Origin of the sequence: Shewanella sp. Scap07 (genome assembly GCF_013394145.1) — a bacterium.
Lineage (GTDB): Bacteria > Pseudomonadota > Gammaproteobacteria > Enterobacterales > Shewanellaceae > Shewanella > Shewanella waksmanii.
In genome coordinates, this window is record NZ_CP041329.1 from 3,915,167 (window position 1) to 3,932,815 (window position 17,649).

Annotated in this window: 18 protein-coding genes; 12 read left to right on the forward strand and 6 right to left on the reverse strand. The window is 46.8% G+C overall.

Annotated features, from left to right (window positions below):
* Positions 1-118 precede the first annotated feature (118 nt).
* The 3 genes from hutZ to FLM48_RS17140 all read right to left on the reverse strand — a co-directional run bounded on the left by hutZ (position 119) and on the right by FLM48_RS17140 (position 3,397).
* Positions 119-667, reverse strand: coding sequence for a heme utilization protein HutZ (hutZ, locus tag FLM48_RS17130; RefSeq protein WP_179025482.1), 549 nt, complete (start codon positions 665-667; stop codon positions 119-121).
* Positions 668-702: 35 nt separating this feature from the next.
* Positions 703-1,212: a heme utilization cystosolic carrier protein HutX gene (gene hutX, locus FLM48_RS17135; RefSeq protein WP_037470261.1), complete on the reverse strand. Its 510-nt coding sequence runs from the start codon at positions 1,210-1,212 to the stop codon at positions 703-705.
* Positions 1,213-1,345: 133 nt separating this feature from the next.
* Positions 1,346-3,397 (reverse strand): TonB-dependent hemoglobin/transferrin/lactoferrin family receptor, encoded by a 2,052-nt coding sequence (locus FLM48_RS17140; RefSeq protein ID WP_179025483.1) that lies wholly within the window; start codon positions 3,395-3,397, stop codon positions 1,346-1,348.
* Between the two features lie 284 nt (positions 3,398-3,681).
* Between FLM48_RS17140 and FLM48_RS17145 the strand changes: the two genes are divergently transcribed.
* From FLM48_RS17145 to FLM48_RS17170, 6 genes are all read left to right on the forward strand, one after another.
* Entirely contained in the window at positions 3,682-4,428 is a 747-nt protein-coding gene (locus FLM48_RS17145) for an energy transducer TonB (RefSeq protein WP_179025484.1), read from the forward strand.
* Between the two features lie 131 nt (positions 4,429-4,559).
* The gene (locus FLM48_RS17150; protein ID WP_179025485.1) at positions 4,560-5,312 is read left to right on the forward strand and encodes a MotA/TolQ/ExbB proton channel family protein; all 753 of its coding nucleotides are present in this window, start codon (positions 4,560-4,562) and stop codon (positions 5,310-5,312) included.
* Positions 5,312-5,725 (forward strand): biopolymer transporter ExbD, encoded by a 414-nt coding sequence (locus FLM48_RS17155; RefSeq protein WP_028771496.1) that lies wholly within the window; start codon positions 5,312-5,314, stop codon positions 5,723-5,725. The genes FLM48_RS17150 and FLM48_RS17155 overlap by 1 nt, the downstream gene beginning before the upstream one ends.
* A 45-nt stretch (positions 5,726-5,770) precedes the next feature.
* A complete protein-coding gene (locus FLM48_RS17160) occupies positions 5,771-6,679 on the forward strand; it encodes a hemin ABC transporter substrate-binding protein (protein WP_179025486.1) in 909 nt (302 codons plus the stop codon).
* Between the two features lie 21 nt (positions 6,680-6,700).
* Positions 6,701-7,717, forward strand: a complete 1,017-nt coding sequence (locus FLM48_RS17165; protein WP_028771498.1) for an iron ABC transporter permease — start codon at positions 6,701-6,703, stop codon at positions 7,715-7,717.
* Between the two features lie 2 nt (positions 7,718-7,719).
* The gene (locus FLM48_RS17170) at positions 7,720-8,529 is read left to right on the forward strand and encodes a heme ABC transporter ATP-binding protein (RefSeq protein ID WP_179025487.1); all 810 of its coding nucleotides are present in this window, start codon (positions 7,720-7,722) and stop codon (positions 8,527-8,529) included.
* 344 nt (positions 8,530-8,873) lie between these two features.
* Here the strand turns inward: FLM48_RS17170 and FLM48_RS17175 are convergent, their stop codons facing one another.
* Positions 8,874-9,434 (reverse strand): TetR/AcrR family transcriptional regulator, encoded by a 561-nt coding sequence (locus FLM48_RS17175; RefSeq protein WP_179025488.1) that lies wholly within the window; start codon positions 9,432-9,434, stop codon positions 8,874-8,876.
* 132 nt (positions 9,435-9,566) lie between these two features.
* On the opposite strand from FLM48_RS17175, the gene FLM48_RS17180 reads away from it, so the two are divergent.
* From FLM48_RS17180 to FLM48_RS17190, 3 genes are all read left to right on the forward strand, one after another.
* Positions 9,567-10,100: a dihydrofolate reductase family protein gene (locus FLM48_RS17180; RefSeq protein WP_179025489.1), complete on the forward strand. Its 534-nt coding sequence runs from the start codon at positions 9,567-9,569 to the stop codon at positions 10,098-10,100.
* Between the two features lie 118 nt (positions 10,101-10,218).
* Positions 10,219-11,586, forward strand: a complete 1,368-nt coding sequence (gene hutW / locus FLM48_RS17185; protein WP_179025490.1) for a heme anaerobic degradation radical SAM methyltransferase ChuW/HutW — start codon at positions 10,219-10,221, stop codon at positions 11,584-11,586.
* Between the two features lie 104 nt (positions 11,587-11,690).
* Positions 11,691-12,017, forward strand: coding sequence for a DUF2956 domain-containing protein (locus FLM48_RS17190; RefSeq protein ID WP_179025491.1), 327 nt, complete (start codon positions 11,691-11,693; stop codon positions 12,015-12,017).
* Positions 12,018-12,046: 29 nt separating this feature from the next.
* On the opposite strand, the gene glnD is transcribed toward FLM48_RS17190, so the two are convergent.
* Positions 12,047-14,632 (reverse strand): [protein-PII] uridylyltransferase, encoded by a 2,586-nt coding sequence (gene glnD, locus FLM48_RS17195; protein ID WP_179025492.1) that lies wholly within the window; start codon positions 14,630-14,632, stop codon positions 12,047-12,049.
* Between the two features lie 349 nt (positions 14,633-14,981).
* On the opposite strand from glnD, the gene FLM48_RS17200 reads away from it, so the two are divergent.
* Positions 14,982-15,473, forward strand: a complete 492-nt coding sequence (locus FLM48_RS17200; RefSeq protein ID WP_179026410.1) for a MarR family winged helix-turn-helix transcriptional regulator — start codon at positions 14,982-14,984, stop codon at positions 15,471-15,473.
* Between the two features lie 106 nt (positions 15,474-15,579).
* On the opposite strand, the gene FLM48_RS17205 is transcribed toward FLM48_RS17200, so the two are convergent.
* A complete protein-coding gene (locus FLM48_RS17205; protein WP_179025493.1) occupies positions 15,580-15,954 on the reverse strand; it encodes a hypothetical protein in 375 nt (124 codons plus the stop codon).
* Positions 15,955-16,251: 297 nt separating this feature from the next.
* Here FLM48_RS17205 and torE point away from each other — a divergent pair, with 297 nt between their 5' ends.
* Both torE and torC read left to right on the forward strand, forming a co-directional pair.
* A complete protein-coding gene (gene torE, locus FLM48_RS17210; protein ID WP_028771505.1) occupies positions 16,252-16,422 on the forward strand; it encodes a trimethylamine N-oxide reductase system protein TorE in 171 nt (56 codons plus the stop codon).
* A 41-nt stretch (positions 16,423-16,463) separates the two neighbouring features.
* Entirely contained in the window at positions 16,464-17,642 is a 1,179-nt protein-coding gene (gene torC / locus FLM48_RS17215) for a pentaheme c-type cytochrome TorC (RefSeq protein ID WP_028771506.1), read from the forward strand.
* Positions 17,643-17,649 lie beyond the last annotated feature (7 nt).

Below are 17,649 nucleotides of genomic sequence, written 5' to 3' on the forward strand. Positions count from 1 at the left end.
AACCCGCACAAGGGCGGGCATTGTTTATGTCGCAATAATTTGTATAGAAATATGTGCGGGGTTTCACCCTTTTGTCGTTAGTTTAAATAAACTCGCTAACGCACCTTAGGCTTGTGCGTTAATTGGCCACATCTGCAAGTTCAGATTTTGGCGTGCCATGATGCCCATCGCGCTTCCAGTCCACGTCCAATAGTTCGTTACCAGATAGACTAAAGGCTTGGCCAAACCCTTTCACATAAAGCCCATGGTGCGGTGACAACTTGAACAAATTGAAGTCTTTTAACGTCGATAAATTGTCTATCATCTCGCCGAAACGCTGAGCCAATAAATCAACGCCTTTGCTAAAGGTTTCACTATCGCGATCAACCAAATGTGCAGTTGCATCAAAGGTCAATCGCTTGCGAGCAAATACACTTTTAGCGCTAGCTTCATCTTCAACTAGCATCACCGACACCTTGTCAGATACTTTCAAATTTGTTCCATGACGAGCCAGCTCACTGACTAAAATATAAAAACCATCATCAGCAACAGCAAACGGCGCATAGCTGGCATTAGGCACACCTTCCGCATCTTGGGTGGCCAGTTGCAGTGAGTGGCGCTCCTGCTTGAACGCTTCAATTTCTGGCAGTAATTTATCTCGCAGGCGCTGCTCTTTTTCCGTAGTCATGTTGTTATCCTCGTTAATATTGCTCACACAGTAATTTAAGCGGCTAGGCTTGCCGATTGGCGCAACGCCGCAAAACGTTCTACTTGCTCTGGTAGCAGCTGACGTTTTTTATCTCTGCCTAGGTAAACCTTAAATACCACTTCACCTTGTGCGCCAAAGAAGTTAATAGAGTGACTCTCTGTGCCTCTAAAAGGCTTGCTTATCAGCGCGATGGCACTGATGTCATCTAGTTTCAAGTGACCATGAAGACCGTCACCCTTGGTGATTAGGTTGTAGTAACCATGGGCATACTTGCCTTTTGGAAACGCGCCTTTAAATTCAAAAATGCTGCCTGAAGCAGACACAATAGTGGTCATGGTGCCCCACTGAGGAAGGTCTGCTAACAAGGCATCTTTTTCGCTTAAAGGCAGCAGAGCAACCTGCTCTGTCGGCAGTGCGGACACCACTGCAAATTCACTCACATTAAGCTCTGTGGCAATTTGCGCAGGCATAGCCGCTGGGTTATTGGTGATGTATTGCTGAATTTGTGCAACGGTTACAGACATGGAATATCTCCAAAATAGTAATAGCATCAGCCTAAAAAGACTGACTTCTTAACAATGACTTAGAGGTTTTCCAGCAAACATGCCAAGAAAACCTCCAATGTTATTCACTCACTAAGCGGCCAAACTGGCTGACTTAGAAGTTATAGCGCGCCGACAATTTGTAGTTCCTGCCTTGCTCATACAAGGTTTGCCACGCTTGGCGATATTCCTCATCACCGATGTTTTCTATTGCAAAATCTACTCTTAAGCCTTCAAATGTTCCTACGGCTGGTTCCCAAGCTACGTAGACATCCCACAATTTGTAAGCGTCATACTGATTGAGGTTTTCTTCAGGTAGCTGGTCTTGCTCGGCCACATAGGTAAAGCGAGTACCCACTTTGACATCGCCTTCCATCAAGCCTTGAGATAGATCGATGGCAAGCTTTTTAGCTGGGATATTAGACAGATACTCATCGCTAGCCTTATCTTTACCTTCGGTTTGACCGTAGTTTAGGCTGACACGAGTTTGTTCAAAGCGATAGCGAGTTGAAAACTCAAAACCAGTCAACTGCGCTTCGTCAACATTGTCCCACGAGGTGGTTTGTTCAAGGCCTGGAATGCCCATTAGCGGGTTAGATACAGACTGTTCAATGAAGTCGTCAACATCGTTTCTAAACACACTCAAGGTCATCGCCAGCTCATCATCACCCGCTAACTTCGTAAAACGAAAATCTGCTTTGATCTCTTTGTTCTGCGCTTTTTCAGCTTGCAGATCAGGGTTGATTTCAAAGGTGTTGCATAAGCCGTCTGGCAAGAACCCTGGAATGGAAGGAATACAATAGTGAGTACCAGTAGAGTACATCTCTTCAATACTCGGCGCTCTGAATGCTTCATCATAGCGCGCACTTAAGGTTAACCATTGGGTGGTCTTCCAAGTTAAGCCCACAGAAGGTGATAAGGCATTGTCATCACTAGACGCGTTTAGGTTGTTACTTTGATTTTCAAAGGCATCGTAACGCACAGCAGCATCAACAGCCCAGCTGTCAGATAGGGCGATATCGGCACGGGTGAATGCACCCCATACTGTGGTTTCACCATCTAGACTGTCTGGGCGCTCTCCGGCTTGACCACTGTCATCCCGGACTGTTTTTATGGTGTCTTGGTAACCATCAACACCATAGGTCAGCTTTGTCATACCAAAATCAGAGCTATTGTTAAGGCTAAAACCTAATGTTTCGTACTTAGTGCTATCAAATTGATTTTTGGTGACACGGTCTTCATCGTAATCTGTGCCATTCCAATAGAGTGTCGCGTTGAGATCTAAGTATGCATTGTCAGTAGGGTTGATGCTGTAGTCTAAAGTGACATTGGTGTCTGTCGTCATACGGCGTACCAGTGGCACCGAACTACCGACTTCAGTTGCTGGGTTGCTTGGCACAAGTTCGTTGATATCTGAAAAGCGTGCAGAAAGTTGCAAGCGCTGATCATCACTTGGCTCCCAGCCTAACTTCGCCAGACCACTACTGCCACGAGAAGCACTGTTTTCAAGGGTTTGATCATTACCTATTTTGATATCATTGCTATCGTAGTAGCTACCGTTTATGAGCCAATCGATACTGCCCTCACCGACTTGGTCGGTTAAGCCATAGATGGCGCCACTGGTTTTTAACCGGTCGCCATTGGATTCAAAACCTTGCTTTAAGTAACCACCAAAAGTGTCATCTTGCTCTAGGAAATCCTGAGCCGACTTGGTGTTTTGCGCCACCACGCCACCAATAGCACCACTGCCCCACAAGCTACTGGCAGGGCCACGTACTACTTCAACAGAGCTGAGTAACTCCGGATCCATAAAATAAGTGCCGCGATGGCCTGAGTTGGTGTTTTGTCTAGCACCATCAATAGTTTGTAATACCCGCTGACCACCTAAACCACGAATTTCAACCCCTTGAGACGACGCACGAGGACCGTTAGTCACGTTGACGTTAGCTTCGTTTTTCAAAGCTTGAGCAACCGATGCGGGTTGAGACTCTTGTAGCTGTTCTTCGGTCACAACAGCCACACTGCGGCTAGTTTCAGAAGTTTTTTCAGTGACTCGGGTTGCCGTCACAAGTACTTGGTCAAACTCAGTGACTGTTGTGGTTTGCTCAGCAACTGCGCTCGCGCTTATTGCCATAGCAATGGCGACAACTATCGGCTTCTTGGTCATGTTTCAATCCTCAAATGGTCAAAAAGGGGTAGCTTACGTCGACTCATTTAGTCCATTAAGCGTGAAGATTCGGCACCCGTTATCATTATTTCCGGCACTTTACCTGAGAACAAAATATAGATCAAATGAAAATCATTATCATTTGCGATCTTATTTCTATTCGTATAGTCTAGCGGTACTTAATGTTAAAACAGCCATTGGATGATGGATTGGATTGATTATTAACATACTGAATTTAAGGACTAAAATTTGGTTTGTTGTGACTTTAGCTAAGATAGTTGCTCATGACTCCTAAACGATATTTTGCTTTTGGTTGTATCACTGTCCTGTTGCAAGGAGTGGTACTTGCGTCACAAAATAGTGAGCCCGACCTCACCTTAAGTGCAGGCAGCGCAATGGGAATGCAAGCTGTCAATGTCTCTATTGCAATGCGCGCAAGCCAAGCTACTGCGGCAACACCTTCGCAGCCAGCAGTGACTGACGACCAAGCTGTAAAACAATCAACCTCCCCAATAGAAAAACCGAGCAAACCCCAGGCTGTTGAAAAAGCCAAACAGGCTAAGCCAGTAGCAGAAAAGCCGCCAGTTAAGAAACCTGAAGTCCCCAAAACAGAGCCAACTGAAGCCAAACCACAACAGACTCAAGTGGCTAAAAACAAGCCAGAACCAGACACAATGGTTGAAAGCCAAGCCGATACTGAACCGGCTCACGAACAGAATCAAAGTGAGGCTAAACAAGGCGTGTCGCAACAACACGTGGTCATTGAGCAGCCCACCTTTGCTGCGCCACCAGCCCAACCTCATTATCCCAAAAAAGCACGTAAGCGCGGATTACAGGGTACGGCCACTATTGAGGTGATGTTCAACCAACTCGGCGAACAACTCTCACTTGAACTAGTAGATAGTTCTGGATATCGATTGTTAGACAAGGCGGCGTTAGCTGCGGTAAAGCAATGGCAATTTGCCGCCCCTTCTCCACAAACAGCTTTAGCCTACACGGTCAGAGTACCAATTAAATTTGCCCTTAATTAGCCAAGTGGCGCAAACGCTATTACCTAACTCGGAGTTAGGCTGCATCAAATAGTGATGCCAAACAGTTTAGGGATAACCACACCCAATTTGATTTACCAAGGCGATGACCTTCATCGCAAAGGATAGAAAATATGTCGCAACCACTATATCAACAATGGTCAGAGCAACTGGGCTACCTAAGCTGGCCACTGTTTATCTGTGCTTTCATTACGCTATTAATCACTTTAGAACGTTTAGCACTAGTGCTATTTGAACTTCCCAAACGAGACAAATGGTTGGCACAATTGCGTGCCCAGGCACGTTCGGCAACCGCAGAAGAACAGCAACAGTTAATGACCAATATCAGTAAAGGTCGCAGCATGTTGGCTCAAGGTACCGCGCTACTGCTGAGTCATAGCGATCAACCTCGCGCCATGCGTGAGGAGATCGTTAGCTTATGGTTAGTCAGACAAAAAGGCCGCTTGCTATCAGGGTTAAAGATCCTGCAGATTATTGGGGTTGTCACGCCACTACTGGGTTTACTCGGTACGGTACTGGGTCTGATTGAAATGTTTGGTGAGCTCGGTGTATCAGATGGCCCAGTCACCCCGGCTCAACTCGCTTCAGGCTTAGGTCTGGCGATGAATACGACTGCGGCAGGCCTAATTATTGCGGTTCCAGCCATCACCTTAGCTCATCTATTTACCCTGTGGGCGGAACGACGCTGTGAGAAGTTGGCCCATGCGCTTAATTTGCTTAATTTGTGGCTTGATGGTTTTGACGGCGCACTGAGTATCGGTCGTGATACTACCGCTCAAATTTGCTCAAAAGCCGCAACCTGTGAGCAAGCCCAGTGCTGCAGTTCTCGTTCCGCCAGCGGCCAAACCTTGGCAGGGCAAGCCTAATGATTAGCGCTAATACCGACAAGTCCTCAACCTCTTTGGGCATCGACCTCACCCCCTTAATCGATATCATTTTTATCGTGTTGGTGTTCTTACTGCTGACGGCAAATACCCAGCTGCTGACGCTGCCTGTTGAGGTTCCCACAGAAGCAGACTCTGAGCTCAGTGCGCTTTCACAAGATAAGCATATCGCTATCAATATCTTAGTGGAGCAACCCCATTGGGCAATTGATGGCCAACAATTTAACAGTTTTGATGATTTTGAAGCGGAGTTTATTAAGGCTTTTGACGCGCAGCCAGACATTAAAGTAGTGGTAGCCGCTGACAAATCCGCCCCCGTACAGCCACTGATGAATGTGTTGGCACTATTGCAACGCCAGCAAATCAGCGACACCCAAATTTTAATGGAACCTTAGGCTAAGCACTAAGTGACCGACATCGACTTATTTTTGGAGAACTCTATGCACAACCCATCTTTCCTTACGTCCAACAGTCTTAAACCTAAGCTAGTATCTGCGCTGGGTTTCGTCACCGCGATGCTATTGAGTAGTTACGCCGCGGCCGATGAATCACCGCAACGCGTGGTCAGTGCTGGTGCTGGGGTCACAGAGCTGATTGTAGCGCTCGATGCTGTTGATGAACTGGTGGCTGTGGATTCCACCAGTCACTTACCTCAAGGACATGATGATATTGCCAAGCTTGGCTACCACCGTATGCTAAGTGCCGAAGGCATCTTGGCATTATCGCCAAACCTACTGCTTGGCACCGATGCCATGGGCCCGAAAGCGACCTTAGATGTGCTCAGTGGTGCCAAAGTCAATGTTGTACAGCTGCCACACGCCAATACTCAATCGCAACTGCTCAGCAATATCGAGCAAATTGGTCAGTTACTGCAGCGCCAAGGCGAGGCTGAGGTATTGCAAAACAACATTAAGCAGTCTTTTAAAGATATAGCGCAAAAGCAACAGCAAATCGCCCAACAAGGTGATGCGCCCAAAGTACTGTTCTTACTGTTACAAGCAGACAGACCTGCCCGCGTAGGAGGCGATGAAACCGCCGCTGACATTATTATTAAATTAGCCGGTGGCAACAACATAGCGGGGTTTAGTGGTTATAAGTCCGTTTCACAAGAAGGCATTTTAGCCCTCAACCCAGATGTGATTCTTATTTCTAATCGTTCAGACAAAGCTGTAGATGATCCTGTTGGTGATCTACTCAAAGCCATGCCTTTACTGGCACACACACCAGCGGGGGAAAATAAGCAAATCCAATCACTTAAACCACAAGCCCTATTGGGTGGTTTAGGTCTGAGCGCTATTGAAGCCGCCGATAAGCTCGCCAGCGACTTCATCAACGTTAAACAGTATTAAACTGAACCTTTAGGAAACATCATGGATAATCGTCGTTGGCTGTGGCCTGGATTACTGAGCGCGTTGGTGATCACAAGCTTGATGTCTGTCAGCATAGGTCCACTGCAAATAAGCCCTACCGTTAGCCTGCAGGCGGTTGTCAATTGGGCCACGCAGTTAGAAGTGGGTAGCGTTGCTCCCCATGAGCAGTTGGTTATCAACAACGTGCGCTTGCCGCGCACCTTGTTGGCATTGGCTGTTGGCGCAGTGTTAGCACAATGCGGCGCGGTAATGCAGGGCTTATTCCGTAACCCATTGGCCGACCCTGGCATTATTGGGGTGTCATCCGGCGCTGCGCTTGGCGCCGCAATCTGCATTGTACTTATCCCCCAAGGTGGTGAGTACATGGTGGCACTGTCGGCTTTTGTGGCCGGACTATTAACTACATTGGCGGTTTACCGACTGGCTAGCAGCCCAAGCGGTACCTCGGTGGTGCTTCTGCTGTTATCTGGGGTTGCTATTGCTGCACTCGCAGGAGCGGGGATTGGCCTGCTAACATACATGGCCGATGATATGGCGCTGCGCGATCTCACCCTGTGGCAAATGGGCTCGATTGCTGGTGCGCAGTGGCATTATGTGATTCTCAGTTTACTTGCCTTGGCCTTGGTCAGCTGGCAGTTTAACCGCAATGCAAAAGCCCTCAACGCCCTGTTGCTTGGCGAGGCTGAAGCCCGTCACTTAGGGCTGGATGTGGATAAACTCAAATTTAAGCTCATCGTACTGTGTGCCATTGGTGTCGGAATTGCTGTGGCTGCTACCGGAATTATTGGCTTCATAGGCCTAGTGGTGCCGCATTTAGTGCGCATGATGGTAGGCCCAGATCACAAGCAGTTACTGCCACTCAGTGCCATGCTAGGTGCAGCGATTTTAGCTTTAGCCGATATCGGTGCCCGCGCTTTGGTGGCGCCATCTGAGCTGCCTGTGGGCTTAGTCACTGCGCTGCTAGGTGCACCATTCTTTATTCTACTACTGCTCAAGCAGCGTCATAGGTTGATATAGCAATGACAAATCAAACCTCACCTAACGTCGAGCCCTCAGGTAAGACGGTACTGCAAGTCAATAAGCTATCGGTGCGCATCGGTCAAAAAACGGTATTGAGTCATATCGACCTCAATATTCAAGCCGGACAAGTCACCGCTTTACTCGGACCCAATGGGGCAGGTAAATCGACCTTGCTGAAGAGTTTATGCCAAGAGGTTGCAGCTGATAATGGCACCATTGATGTGTTTGGCGCTAAGCTTGAACAATGGGATAGGCAGCAACTTGCAAAATCGATGGCAGTATTGCCACAACACGCATCGCTAACCTTCCCGTTTAAAGTGCATGAGGTGGTGGAGATGGGACTTTACCCCCTTAGCCTCAGTCAGCAACAAGGCAAGCAATTGGTGCTGTCGCAACTTGAGCAAGTGGACCTACTGCATTTAAAAGACCGCAGTTACCCAACGCTGTCAGGGGGTGAAAAGCAGCGAGTACAGCTCGCGCGGGTGTTAACCCAATTGGCCCAAGCCCCCCAATCACCTATCTTGCTACTCGATGAGCCAACATCGGCGCTGGATTTAGCCCAGCAACACCGAGTGTTATCGCTCGCAAAACGCTTGGCCCATGAGCAAGGGTATGCGGTGATCGTGGTGCTTCACGACCTTAATCAAGCATCACGCTATGCCGACCGCTTAGTGATACTAGAGCAAGGCCAAGTGGTAGAAGATGGCAGCCCTGAGCAAACGTTAACCCCGGCGACTATTCGCCAAGTTTGGCACTATGACCCCGTTGTCGTTAACCAACCTAATAGCGCGACGCCTTTGCTATTTTAGCCAACCAAAACAAGCTTATACCAATCAGTATAAACATTTAGTCACTCAGCGAGAGTTTAGCGGTTCTGAGGCAAGGTAATTAAATGCTCCTGCATTAATGACATTCACCACATCCATGTGGCTTGCAACGAGTGAAGAGCATAGTTATTCTACGGTTAAGCTCGTTAACACAGCATCAGAATCGCTAAAACTCGCCATTCTGGCGCGTTTTTGGCTACCTACTTCTGCGTTGAATAACCTCACAAGGGAGCAACCATTGTTTCAGTACTCACTTTGAATTAGCCGGCCTTGAATTAGTTTGCAAAAAGCGCGCTGAGTAGATCAAATTCTTATACTGATTGGTATTAGTGTTCTAGTGTGATAGCACGGCAAATTAACGTAATGGGCCCTTCAATTTGCTCAACCGTTAATTTGCCGGTTGTGTCGCTGCGCATTGCTAAAGCAAAACCATGCAAGTAATCAGCAAGTAAACACAGTAGATCGTTAAATTGCTGCTCACCAAGCTGCAACGGCCGCAGCACTTGCCCAAGTTGACGGGAAAACACCTCGGCAGGTCCAGTGGATTTCATGGTTAATAAGGTTTCCAATAAAGCGGCATACTTATCGAGTAGCACCAGATAGCGCTGACACAGAAGCAGCAGTGCTGCCCGCCAATCCTCAGCTGTTGCATCAAACGTTACTTCGTCAACTAATGAGATGGCCAATGCCTCTAATAACGAATTCTTGTTGTCAAAATAGTGATAGATCGACATGGCATCGACCTGCAACTGCGCGGCTAACTGCCTAATACTGGGCACTTTGCCCTGCTCTAGCAAAAGTTGCTTGGCCTGTTCCAATATGCGTTGCTGATTGAGAGGCTGGCCTGCCGCTGAAGGTCGCCCACGTTTCTTGGTGTTGACAGTCATTATAATGTCTCGATAAAATACCATTTTTCTACACTGTAGAATTTTAAGTTATCACCGCAGTTAATACAAGCCTAAACGATAACTGTGACGCGATAAGAGCATCATCATCGTCAATATAAAAGAGGAAATACCATGACTAACACTGTCTATATCGCTACCAGCCTTGATGGTCTCATTGCCGGCAAAGATGATAATTTGGACTGGCTGCACGATATTCCGAATCCGCAAAATGATGATTTGGGATTTAGCGCATTTATGGACAGTGTTGATGCGTTAGTTATGGGGCGAAATACCTTTGAAGTGGTGTTGAGTTTTGGCATCGACTGGCCTTACAGCAAACCGGTTTATGTTCTCAGTAATAGCTTAACTTCGCTACCTGCTGAACTTAAGGGTAAGGTCTTTATTGTTAATGGCCCTCTTGAGCAAGTGCTGGACGATATTCATCAGCAAGGTCACCACAACTTGTATATTGACGGCGGCAATGTCATTCAACAATTCTTACAACACGATCTTATCGACACACTGATTATTACCACTATTCCTGTGCTTCTCGGTGCCGGTACTCCCTTGTTTGGCGAGCTAATACAACCGTTGAAATTTCGTCATGTTAGTGCCGAACCATTACTCGATTATATCGTGAAAAACACTTACACCCGTCAACGATAATTACCGGCCAAAATTGACACAGATTTACACTCTTCTTAGTTGAAATTTGATCCATAGCAACAATTTCTCACTTGATAATGATTATCATTACGGGATTAGAGATTACCATGAGGTTGCTATGCAATTTACCCCCACAATGACGGGAATTAACAGTCCCGACCCGCTGCAACATGCTTTTAAAGTGAAGAGTGCTCCCCACGCAGGACGCAGCAATAGTCGTCCACTTACACTCGACAGTCAGCAATGGCAACAATGGTGGCAGCAACCTAGCCAAGCCACGCAGCGGGCGCTATATATCCACCTGCCCTTTTGTCGCAAACGCTGCAGTTTCTGTAACTTTTTTGAAAATGGCACCAACCCAGAAAAAGTCAGCCGCTATGTAGATACACTCGTTGAGCAGCTGCTTATTGCCGCTGATACCCCATTGGGCAACAGTCGAGCGTTCGACACTGTTTACGTTGGCGGCGGTACACCCACTGACATGCAGGCCGATGAAATTTTCAGACTAGGTGAAGCTATTCAGCGATTTAAATTGGTCGACGATGTGGAGATAACCCTTGAGGGTAGGCTCAACGGCTTTGACGATGACAAATGGCAGGCAGCCAATCAAAGTGGCTTCAATCGTTTTTCATTTGGAGTACAGAGTTTCGATACCGATGTGCGCATTGCCGCCGGCCGTTTCGACGACAAAACAGTGCTACTGAATCGCTTGGCAGAACTGAGTCAGCACCCCAGTGCCAGTGTGGTCATTGATCTTATCTTTGGCTTACCTGGGCAGACCATGGACGTTTGGCAGCAAGATCTGCAGGCGGTCATTGAGACGGGTGTGCATGGTGTCGATCTATATCAATTAATTGGTTTGTCTGGCTCACGAATGGATCATGCCAAGGGCAAAGGTAAGGTGATAGCGCCTGCCAATAGCCAATATCAAGCCGATAGCCAAACCCGCGCCAATATGTACGCCACTGGCGCGAACCACTTCGAAGCTCATAACTGGCAAAGACTATCGAGCTGCCATTGGCGCAGAGATGCCAGAGAGCGGAGTATTTATAACACCTTAGCGAAAAGCGGTATTGAAATCCTGCCGTTTGGCGCCGGAGCCGGTGGCAGTATTCATGGCCACGGCTGTATGAATGGTCGCGATTTAAAGCAATGGCATCAAGCACATAATAGTACACCTGACACTGTGCAAACTGTCCCAGCTCAGGTGCCGCAAATGATCATGACCCCTAACCCTTCAGCCGCGCTCGATGCGGTTATCAAACGCGGATTAGATACCGGTTTGCTCGATACCCGCTTGCTTCCAGCCAAGCTAGCTAAGCACTTAACCCCACTATTTGAACAGTGGCAGCACAATGGCCTCGCCGATTTTAGCTCACCTTTGCTGAGTTTGACTTTGGCAGGCCGTTTTTGGAATGTCAATTTGCAAACAGGCTTATTTGAGTTTCTCGCAGCCAATCCGCTAAAACAAGATTTAGCCGCTTAAAAGTCGCAATGTCAACGGGAAAAATAGCGCACTGCATTTTGGTCTCTAGACCTGATATAGTGCGCTTATCGACTCGCTAAAACAGGCGTTAAACTCGCAACAACATGGCTAAAACAACTTCTAACGAAACCAAGAATGAAGCACTGAAGGTTGCCAAGGCAACTCAAAAACCTGGGCAGACTAAAGAGCAAACTAAACTGATCGCCCAGGGCATTGAAAAAGGCATTGCTGAATATAAGAAGCTACAAAAAGGTAAGGCCCGCGAGAGAGATAAAGTGCGTAAACAGGCCATTAAAGCCAAAGCGCGTAGCCAAGAAGATGTTGAGACCTCAGTCGAGGTGAGCAACAACAACTCCCAAAGCCACTACCTACCTTGGGGACTATTACTGATTAGCTGGGTAGGCTTCATCTGCTGGACCTTATTAAGCTAGTGTCCGCCTGAGTGTCATGGCAGCTAAAGTCACGACGGTAACGCCATTAAGCTGGCATTGATTGCGCCCTTAATATGATGTTTCTCTTTGGTTGTCATCGGCTCTTCATCACGATTGGAGAGCAAAAACACGTTTTCGGTCGACTCACCCAGTGTGGTGATTTTTGCTGAGTGAATCGTTAAGTCCAATGCAGAAAAGGCAGAGCAAATACTTTGCATATAGATGGGTTTATCTAAGGTATTTATCTTCAGCAATACTTTGTTTTTGCGGGTGCTCTCTAACAGATCAATCTCGGGGTCACTATCAAAGTTGCGCACATATCGTGGGCTCGCCGCTAACTTGGCTTTACTGCCATCAACAATAACTTCCGTGACCCTTTTCTTTAAGCGCTGCAAACGCATGGGTTCAACAATGGGCTGATTGTCGGCATCCAGCAGTTTAATGATCTCTAACACATTGCCGTCTTTGCTTTTCATTATTTGCGCATCTTTAACACTCAACTTGGCTGCGGACAGCACATTAAAAATATCGGCAAAGAGGTTATTTCTATCATTTGTATAAACAATCAGTTGCGTGTAGTTTTCTGCGGTATCTTGCACAAAGAACACTTGAATATTCTGCTCAATGTTGCGCAACAACTGATGGGAGATCAGCGCGATGGAGCTGGCAGTATTTGCACTAAAAAAGTGATTCGGTAATCGTGACCATAGCGCAATAACATCGACCTCTTCGACACCTTGTGCCAGTAGCTGCTGCTTGGCTGTCGCCTTGTTTTCTCTAAGCAACACCCTCGTTTCGAAAATGTTCTCAATGCCGCTTTTAAGGGCTTTTCGTACCTCTAAATACAACTTGTTCAGCAGCGCTTCTTGCCAGTCATTCCAATACTCTTCATTGGTTGCCATCATATCGGCAACGGTAAAACAGTACAGCGCATTGAGCTTATCTTCATTGCCCACTTGCTTGGCCAAATCTTTAATCACATTGGGGTCGGCAATGTCGACGGTTTGAATCGCAGAGACTAACAAGTCTTGATTGGCCACCAGCCAATAGACTAAATCTATGGTGGATTTCTTTTCTGTATGCTGACTAGCAAACTCTTTGGCCTGAATCGCACTGAGCTCATTTTTATCAATCGATTGCTGACCGGAAATATGATGCAGCAACGCCGCTAAAATAAGCCCTGTTCTATCTCTGACACGCTTACAGACTTGGTTAACCAGCAAGGTTTCATTACCAATATCCCAAAAACCATCAAGCGCTTGCACCACCCGAAACGCATGTTCATCTACCGTGTAGGCGTTATGCATATCAAACTGCATCTTACCTTCAATCCAGCGCCAATGGGCACTGTAGGACGCCAACGCACCGTAGCGATGCATCAAACTAAACGCCAGCTTCAAACCATTTTTATGGGTAATTAGGCGTATGAACTCTTCCCTACAACCTTGATAGTCAATCAACTCGCCTAACAATCGACGCCTGTTTTGCCTAAGCAATCTTAAGGTGCCAGGGGCGATCCCTTGCGCTTGCTGATGGTCTGCAAGCAGGTAAAACAAGCGCATCACCTGACGTTTATCAATAAATGCTTGGTCGAAATTCACCGAGATGAGTCCGTTTTTAATACTGAAATATTCATCAATTTCAATACTAGCAACCGGCCGAGAATGAAAACCTAAGGTAAAGGTCAGTGAGTCAATAATGATCTGATTAAACTCACGCACACGAGTCATGGCCCTAAACAGCTGGCGCATCATATTTTCAATGGCGAGCTGATTGTTTTGGCCACCAAAGCCCATAAACTGCGCCACTTCTCCCTGATGGTCAAACAACAGTTTCTCTTCGGCACGCTTGGCTGTAACGTGCAATGCCCAGCGGACTCGACAAATATAATCATAGGCCTCAGAGAGTTCAAAAATCTCTTCTGCCGACAGGTACTGAGCCAGTGACTGTTGTTGGTCGAGCGGCGTTTGATTGTGTTTTTGCGCCAACCAATCAATGGTATGCAGATCGCGCATGCCGCCGGGATTATTCTTAATATTGGGCTCTAAGTACAAAGCGGTATTACGTGCTCTTTTATGTCGTGTCTCTTGCTCTTCGAGCTTGGCATCATAGAAGTCTTTCATGGTCCAGATACCTTCTTTGCCTATTTTGCTAAGCACATTGGCGGCGAAAGACTGGCAACCACAAATAACGCGAATATCGAGTAAGTTGGTGGCAATGGTGATGTCGGATTGGGCGAAGGTGATAGTCTCTTTAATTGAGCGTACCGACTGACCAATATCTACACCTAAATCCCATAGACGGGTGAGAAAATCACTCAGTTGAATTTCCGCTTCAATACTCAATTTACCGTCATATAAGATGGTGATATCAATATCTGATTTAGGATGCAGCGCGCCACGACCAAACCCACCGACCGCATTTAAGGCTATGGGGTATTGATGCAAACCAAAATCTTGCCATAACTGGCTGAGAAGATTATCGAAAAAGTCGGACCGCTTCGCCATTAATGACTGGATAGATTCGGTCAAAAACAGTTCATTGAGCTGTTGATCAAACGCCTCTACTTGCGACTTCAACGAAGGTACTTGAGTGTCAGTTGAACCATTGCGCATCTAATTTAGTATTCCTAAGCGTTTGCCATGTTGCTGCTCAAACTCGTTAATTAACCCTAATCGACAGCAATCAATAAGCGACAATGCTGAACATGTTCTGCAGTGGTACAGGCACAATTAGTTAGAATTAAAATAGTTTTAACTCTAACTAATATTGAGGTGTTTTTTTGTACATGTCAATATTGGCCTTAGCTGTAAGCCTAGCTAAAACGCTTCTTTCATCGATAAAAACAGTGATAAATCGGCACGCTAACTCACATCAATAAACACTAACCAGCAGGCCAAACGTCAGTTGCCAATCGCGATAATATTCATGTACTCTAACTTTTTAAGTCTGATGTTATCGCCAATGGAAAAACATGAAGAGCTACTTGTCTCTATAAGAAAAGTGATTAGAGCCATTGATTTGCACTCGAAACAATTGAACAAGCTATCAGGGTTAACTGGGCCACAGTTGCTTATCATGCAGCAAATAGCCCATGTAGAGGCGATCACCGCCAGTCAGATAGCCAAAAATATTAATCTGAGCGCTGCCACTGTCACCAATATTTTAGATAGGCTAGAAAGCAGAGCTTTAATACAACGCATCCGCAGTGATCAAGACAAACGCAGAGTGAGCCTTTTTTTAACTGAGCAGGGCCATGCCAGTCTGATTGATGCGCCGCAGCCTTTACAAGAGCACTTTATTCAAAAGTTTCAAGTCCTGCCCGAGTGGGAGCAAACTTTACTGCTTTCTTCAATGCAGCGCATTGCAACTATGATGGATGCCAACGAGCTAGACGCTGCCCCAGTACTAGAAATTAACCCTTTGCAGGCTTGCAACAGTAAGCCTATCCCTTAGGCGCCATAACCCCTATCAATTGCAGCTTTGTTGCTGATTTAACGTGCTAAACCGACTGTTTGAACGGCGGGACTGCACGTTAAAAACAGCGTAAGTACCTGCCGTGTTAAATCAGATACTCGCTTTTATTCATCTTACTCATCGCAATCACTTTAATATGCAATAACGGCTCAACAATCTGCGCGCAAACATCGGCAAGTTCAGCCTGGCCGTTAACACTGGCTAACTTGCACAGCAGTTGCTCTGCTTCGGCTAAAAAGTCCGTTAAGCAGGGCATCACTTGTAGTGCCCGTTCAATGATCGCTTCGGTTTGTCGCAGTGCAAAGTCACCACCGTTCAGTAACAGCATTTCATAGGCGCGGCTCAGGGCAAACTCAGCGTAGAGCGCGACTTCGTTATAGTCGATAACCTCCTGATTTAAAGCTCGGCGAATATCGGCACACAGTGATGCAAGTCGGCAAGTGAGGTCTGTTGATGGCATGGCGGTTCCTACAGGTATACAAAAACTCGCAAGCCTAGCGGGGTTTGCCGGCTAGCAATAATGAGGAACTAATTTGATTTTTCATAGAAAAGCACCTCCTCTCACGAGTTGATTGGTAAAACCCCTCCCAAGTAACGATGTAAGCACTTGATTTAATGCAAAAAATATCCACAACAAAAATCCATTCATATTTTGTCATAAGTTGTCGCATTCCATTCATCGCCACTGCCATCGCTGTTCACATCTGCTACCTATAATGGCGCCATCGAAATTGAACATTGAGCCGGAGTCAGCACCATGGCCAAGCAACAATCTGCGAGTCAATCGCTTAGCAATAAATCTGATGAGTTGAAGGCCCTAGGCTTCATCATCTTCATTTTATTTCCCGTCCTCAGCGCCAGCTTTGTCAGCGCCTATGGATTCATCATTTGGATGATTCAAGCCTTTGGTGGCGTTGTCGCCCACTAGCCCTGCAATCAGTCACTATATTTTATTAAGAGGATGCGATTATGAGATGGCTTATCAACATCTGGCGCACACTAAACAAACCAGCTCAATATCTAACACTGGGCTCAATCAGTATTTCCGCTTTTCTAATGGGCATTATCTTTTGGGGTGGGTTTAACACCGCGCTGGAAGCGACCAATACTGAAGAGTTCTGCATTAGCTGCCACAGCATGGAGAGTAAGCCCTACCAAGAGCTACAAGAAACTGTGCATTGGTCTAATCACTCAGGCGTACGGGCGACTTGCCCAGACTGTCACGTTCCTCACGAGTGGAGCCGTAAGATTGGCCGCAAAATGGAAGCGTCTCACGATGTATGGGGTTGGTTGCTACAAACCGTCAACACCCCAGAGAAATTCGAAGACAAGCGCTTAGAGATGGCCAGTCGTGAATGGAAACGTTTCGATAGAGACAATTCATTAGCATGTAAAAACTGCCACAACTACGACTCCATGAAATGGGAAGATATGTCGCAGCTGGCGCAAAAGCAGATGAAACGCGCAGCAGAGCTTGACCAGAGCTGCATTGATTGCCACAAAGGGATTGCCCATAAGCTACCCGATATGGGGACAGCCCGTGCACCTGAACTCATTGGCCAAGTTGGCTCAGGGGTCAGTAGTTTGCAGGTCGACCAAAGCTACTTTACTGCGCTCACTAAACCCCTTTACTTCAATGAAAAAACGGACGTTGAAGCGGGTACATTGAACATTGCGACCAAGGTTAAAGTCCTCGAAATCAAAGGCAATCGCGCCAAGATTGGCATTGATGGCTGGCGCAAGAAAATTGGTGCTGGACGCGTTATCTACTATGACTTCGGTCTTAATATTTTAAGTGCACAGCTCACCAAAGATGCCGCACTTGAAGAAGGGGTTATCACCACATTTGAAGAGCAAGAAGATCCAATGACAGGGCTAAAATGGCAACGTGTTGAAGCGGCTATCTGGACCGATACTGACTACCTACTGAGCGATCTACAGCCGCTTTGGGATTATGCTCGCGGCACTTATAACACCGCGTGTAGTGTGTGTCATACCCAGCCCGATGCCGCCCATTTTGACGCCAACACTTGGCCAGGCATGTTCCAAGGCATGATTGCCTTCGTCAACATGGACCAAGATACCCAAGCACTGGTGCAGAAGTATCTGCAAGAGCATTCATCAACCTTTGATAAGTCAGCGCACTAATTAGGAC

Excerpts from the sequence above, each read along its gene's own strand:
- torC (WP_028771506.1), top strand. The coding sequence starts at position 16,464 with ATGAGATGGCTTATCAACATCTGGCGCACACTAAACAAACCAGCTCAA.
- FLM48_RS17145 (WP_179025484.1), top strand. The coding sequence starts at position 3,682 with ATGACTCCTAAACGATATTTTGCTTTTGGTTGTATCACTGTCCTGTTG.
- hutW (WP_179025490.1), top strand. The coding sequence starts at position 10,219 with ATGCAATTTACCCCCACAATGACGGGAATTAACAGTCCCGACCCGCTG.
- FLM48_RS17170 (WP_179025487.1), top strand. The coding sequence starts at position 7,720 with ATGACAAATCAAACCTCACCTAACGTCGAGCCCTCAGGTAAGACGGTA.
- FLM48_RS17160 (WP_179025486.1), top strand. The coding sequence starts at position 5,771 with ATGCACAACCCATCTTTCCTTACGTCCAACAGTCTTAAACCTAAGCTA.
- FLM48_RS17200 (WP_179026410.1), top strand. The coding sequence starts at position 14,982 with ATGGAAAAACATGAAGAGCTACTTGTCTCTATAAGAAAAGTGATTAGA.
- FLM48_RS17150 (WP_179025485.1), top strand. The coding sequence starts at position 4,560 with ATGTCGCAACCACTATATCAACAATGGTCAGAGCAACTGGGCTACCTA.
- FLM48_RS17175 (WP_179025488.1), bottom strand. The coding sequence starts at position 9,434 with ATGACTGTCAACACCAAGAAACGTGGGCGACCTTCAGCGGCAGGCCAG.
- hutX (WP_037470261.1), bottom strand. The coding sequence starts at position 1,212 with ATGTCTGTAACCGTTGCACAAATTCAGCAATACATCACCAATAACCCA.
- FLM48_RS17190 (WP_179025491.1), top strand. The coding sequence starts at position 11,691 with ATGGCTAAAACAACTTCTAACGAAACCAAGAATGAAGCACTGAAGGTT.
- glnD (WP_179025492.1), bottom strand. The coding sequence starts at position 14,632 with ATGCGCAATGGTTCAACTGACACTCAAGTACCTTCGTTGAAGTCGCAA.
- torE (WP_028771505.1), top strand. The coding sequence starts at position 16,252 with ATGGCCAAGCAACAATCTGCGAGTCAATCGCTTAGCAATAAATCTGAT.
- FLM48_RS17140 (WP_179025483.1), bottom strand. The coding sequence starts at position 3,397 with ATGACCAAGAAGCCGATAGTTGTCGCCATTGCTATGGCAATAAGCGCG.
- FLM48_RS17155 (WP_028771496.1), top strand. The coding sequence starts at position 5,312 with ATGATTAGCGCTAATACCGACAAGTCCTCAACCTCTTTGGGCATCGAC.
- FLM48_RS17180 (WP_179025489.1), top strand. The coding sequence starts at position 9,567 with ATGACTAACACTGTCTATATCGCTACCAGCCTTGATGGTCTCATTGCC.
- FLM48_RS17205 (WP_179025493.1), bottom strand. The coding sequence starts at position 15,954 with ATGCCATCAACAGACCTCACTTGCCGACTTGCATCACTGTGTGCCGAT.
- FLM48_RS17165 (WP_028771498.1), top strand. The coding sequence starts at position 6,701 with ATGGATAATCGTCGTTGGCTGTGGCCTGGATTACTGAGCGCGTTGGTG.
- hutZ (WP_179025482.1), bottom strand. The coding sequence starts at position 667 with ATGACTACGGAAAAAGAGCAGCGCCTGCGAGATAAATTACTGCCAGAA.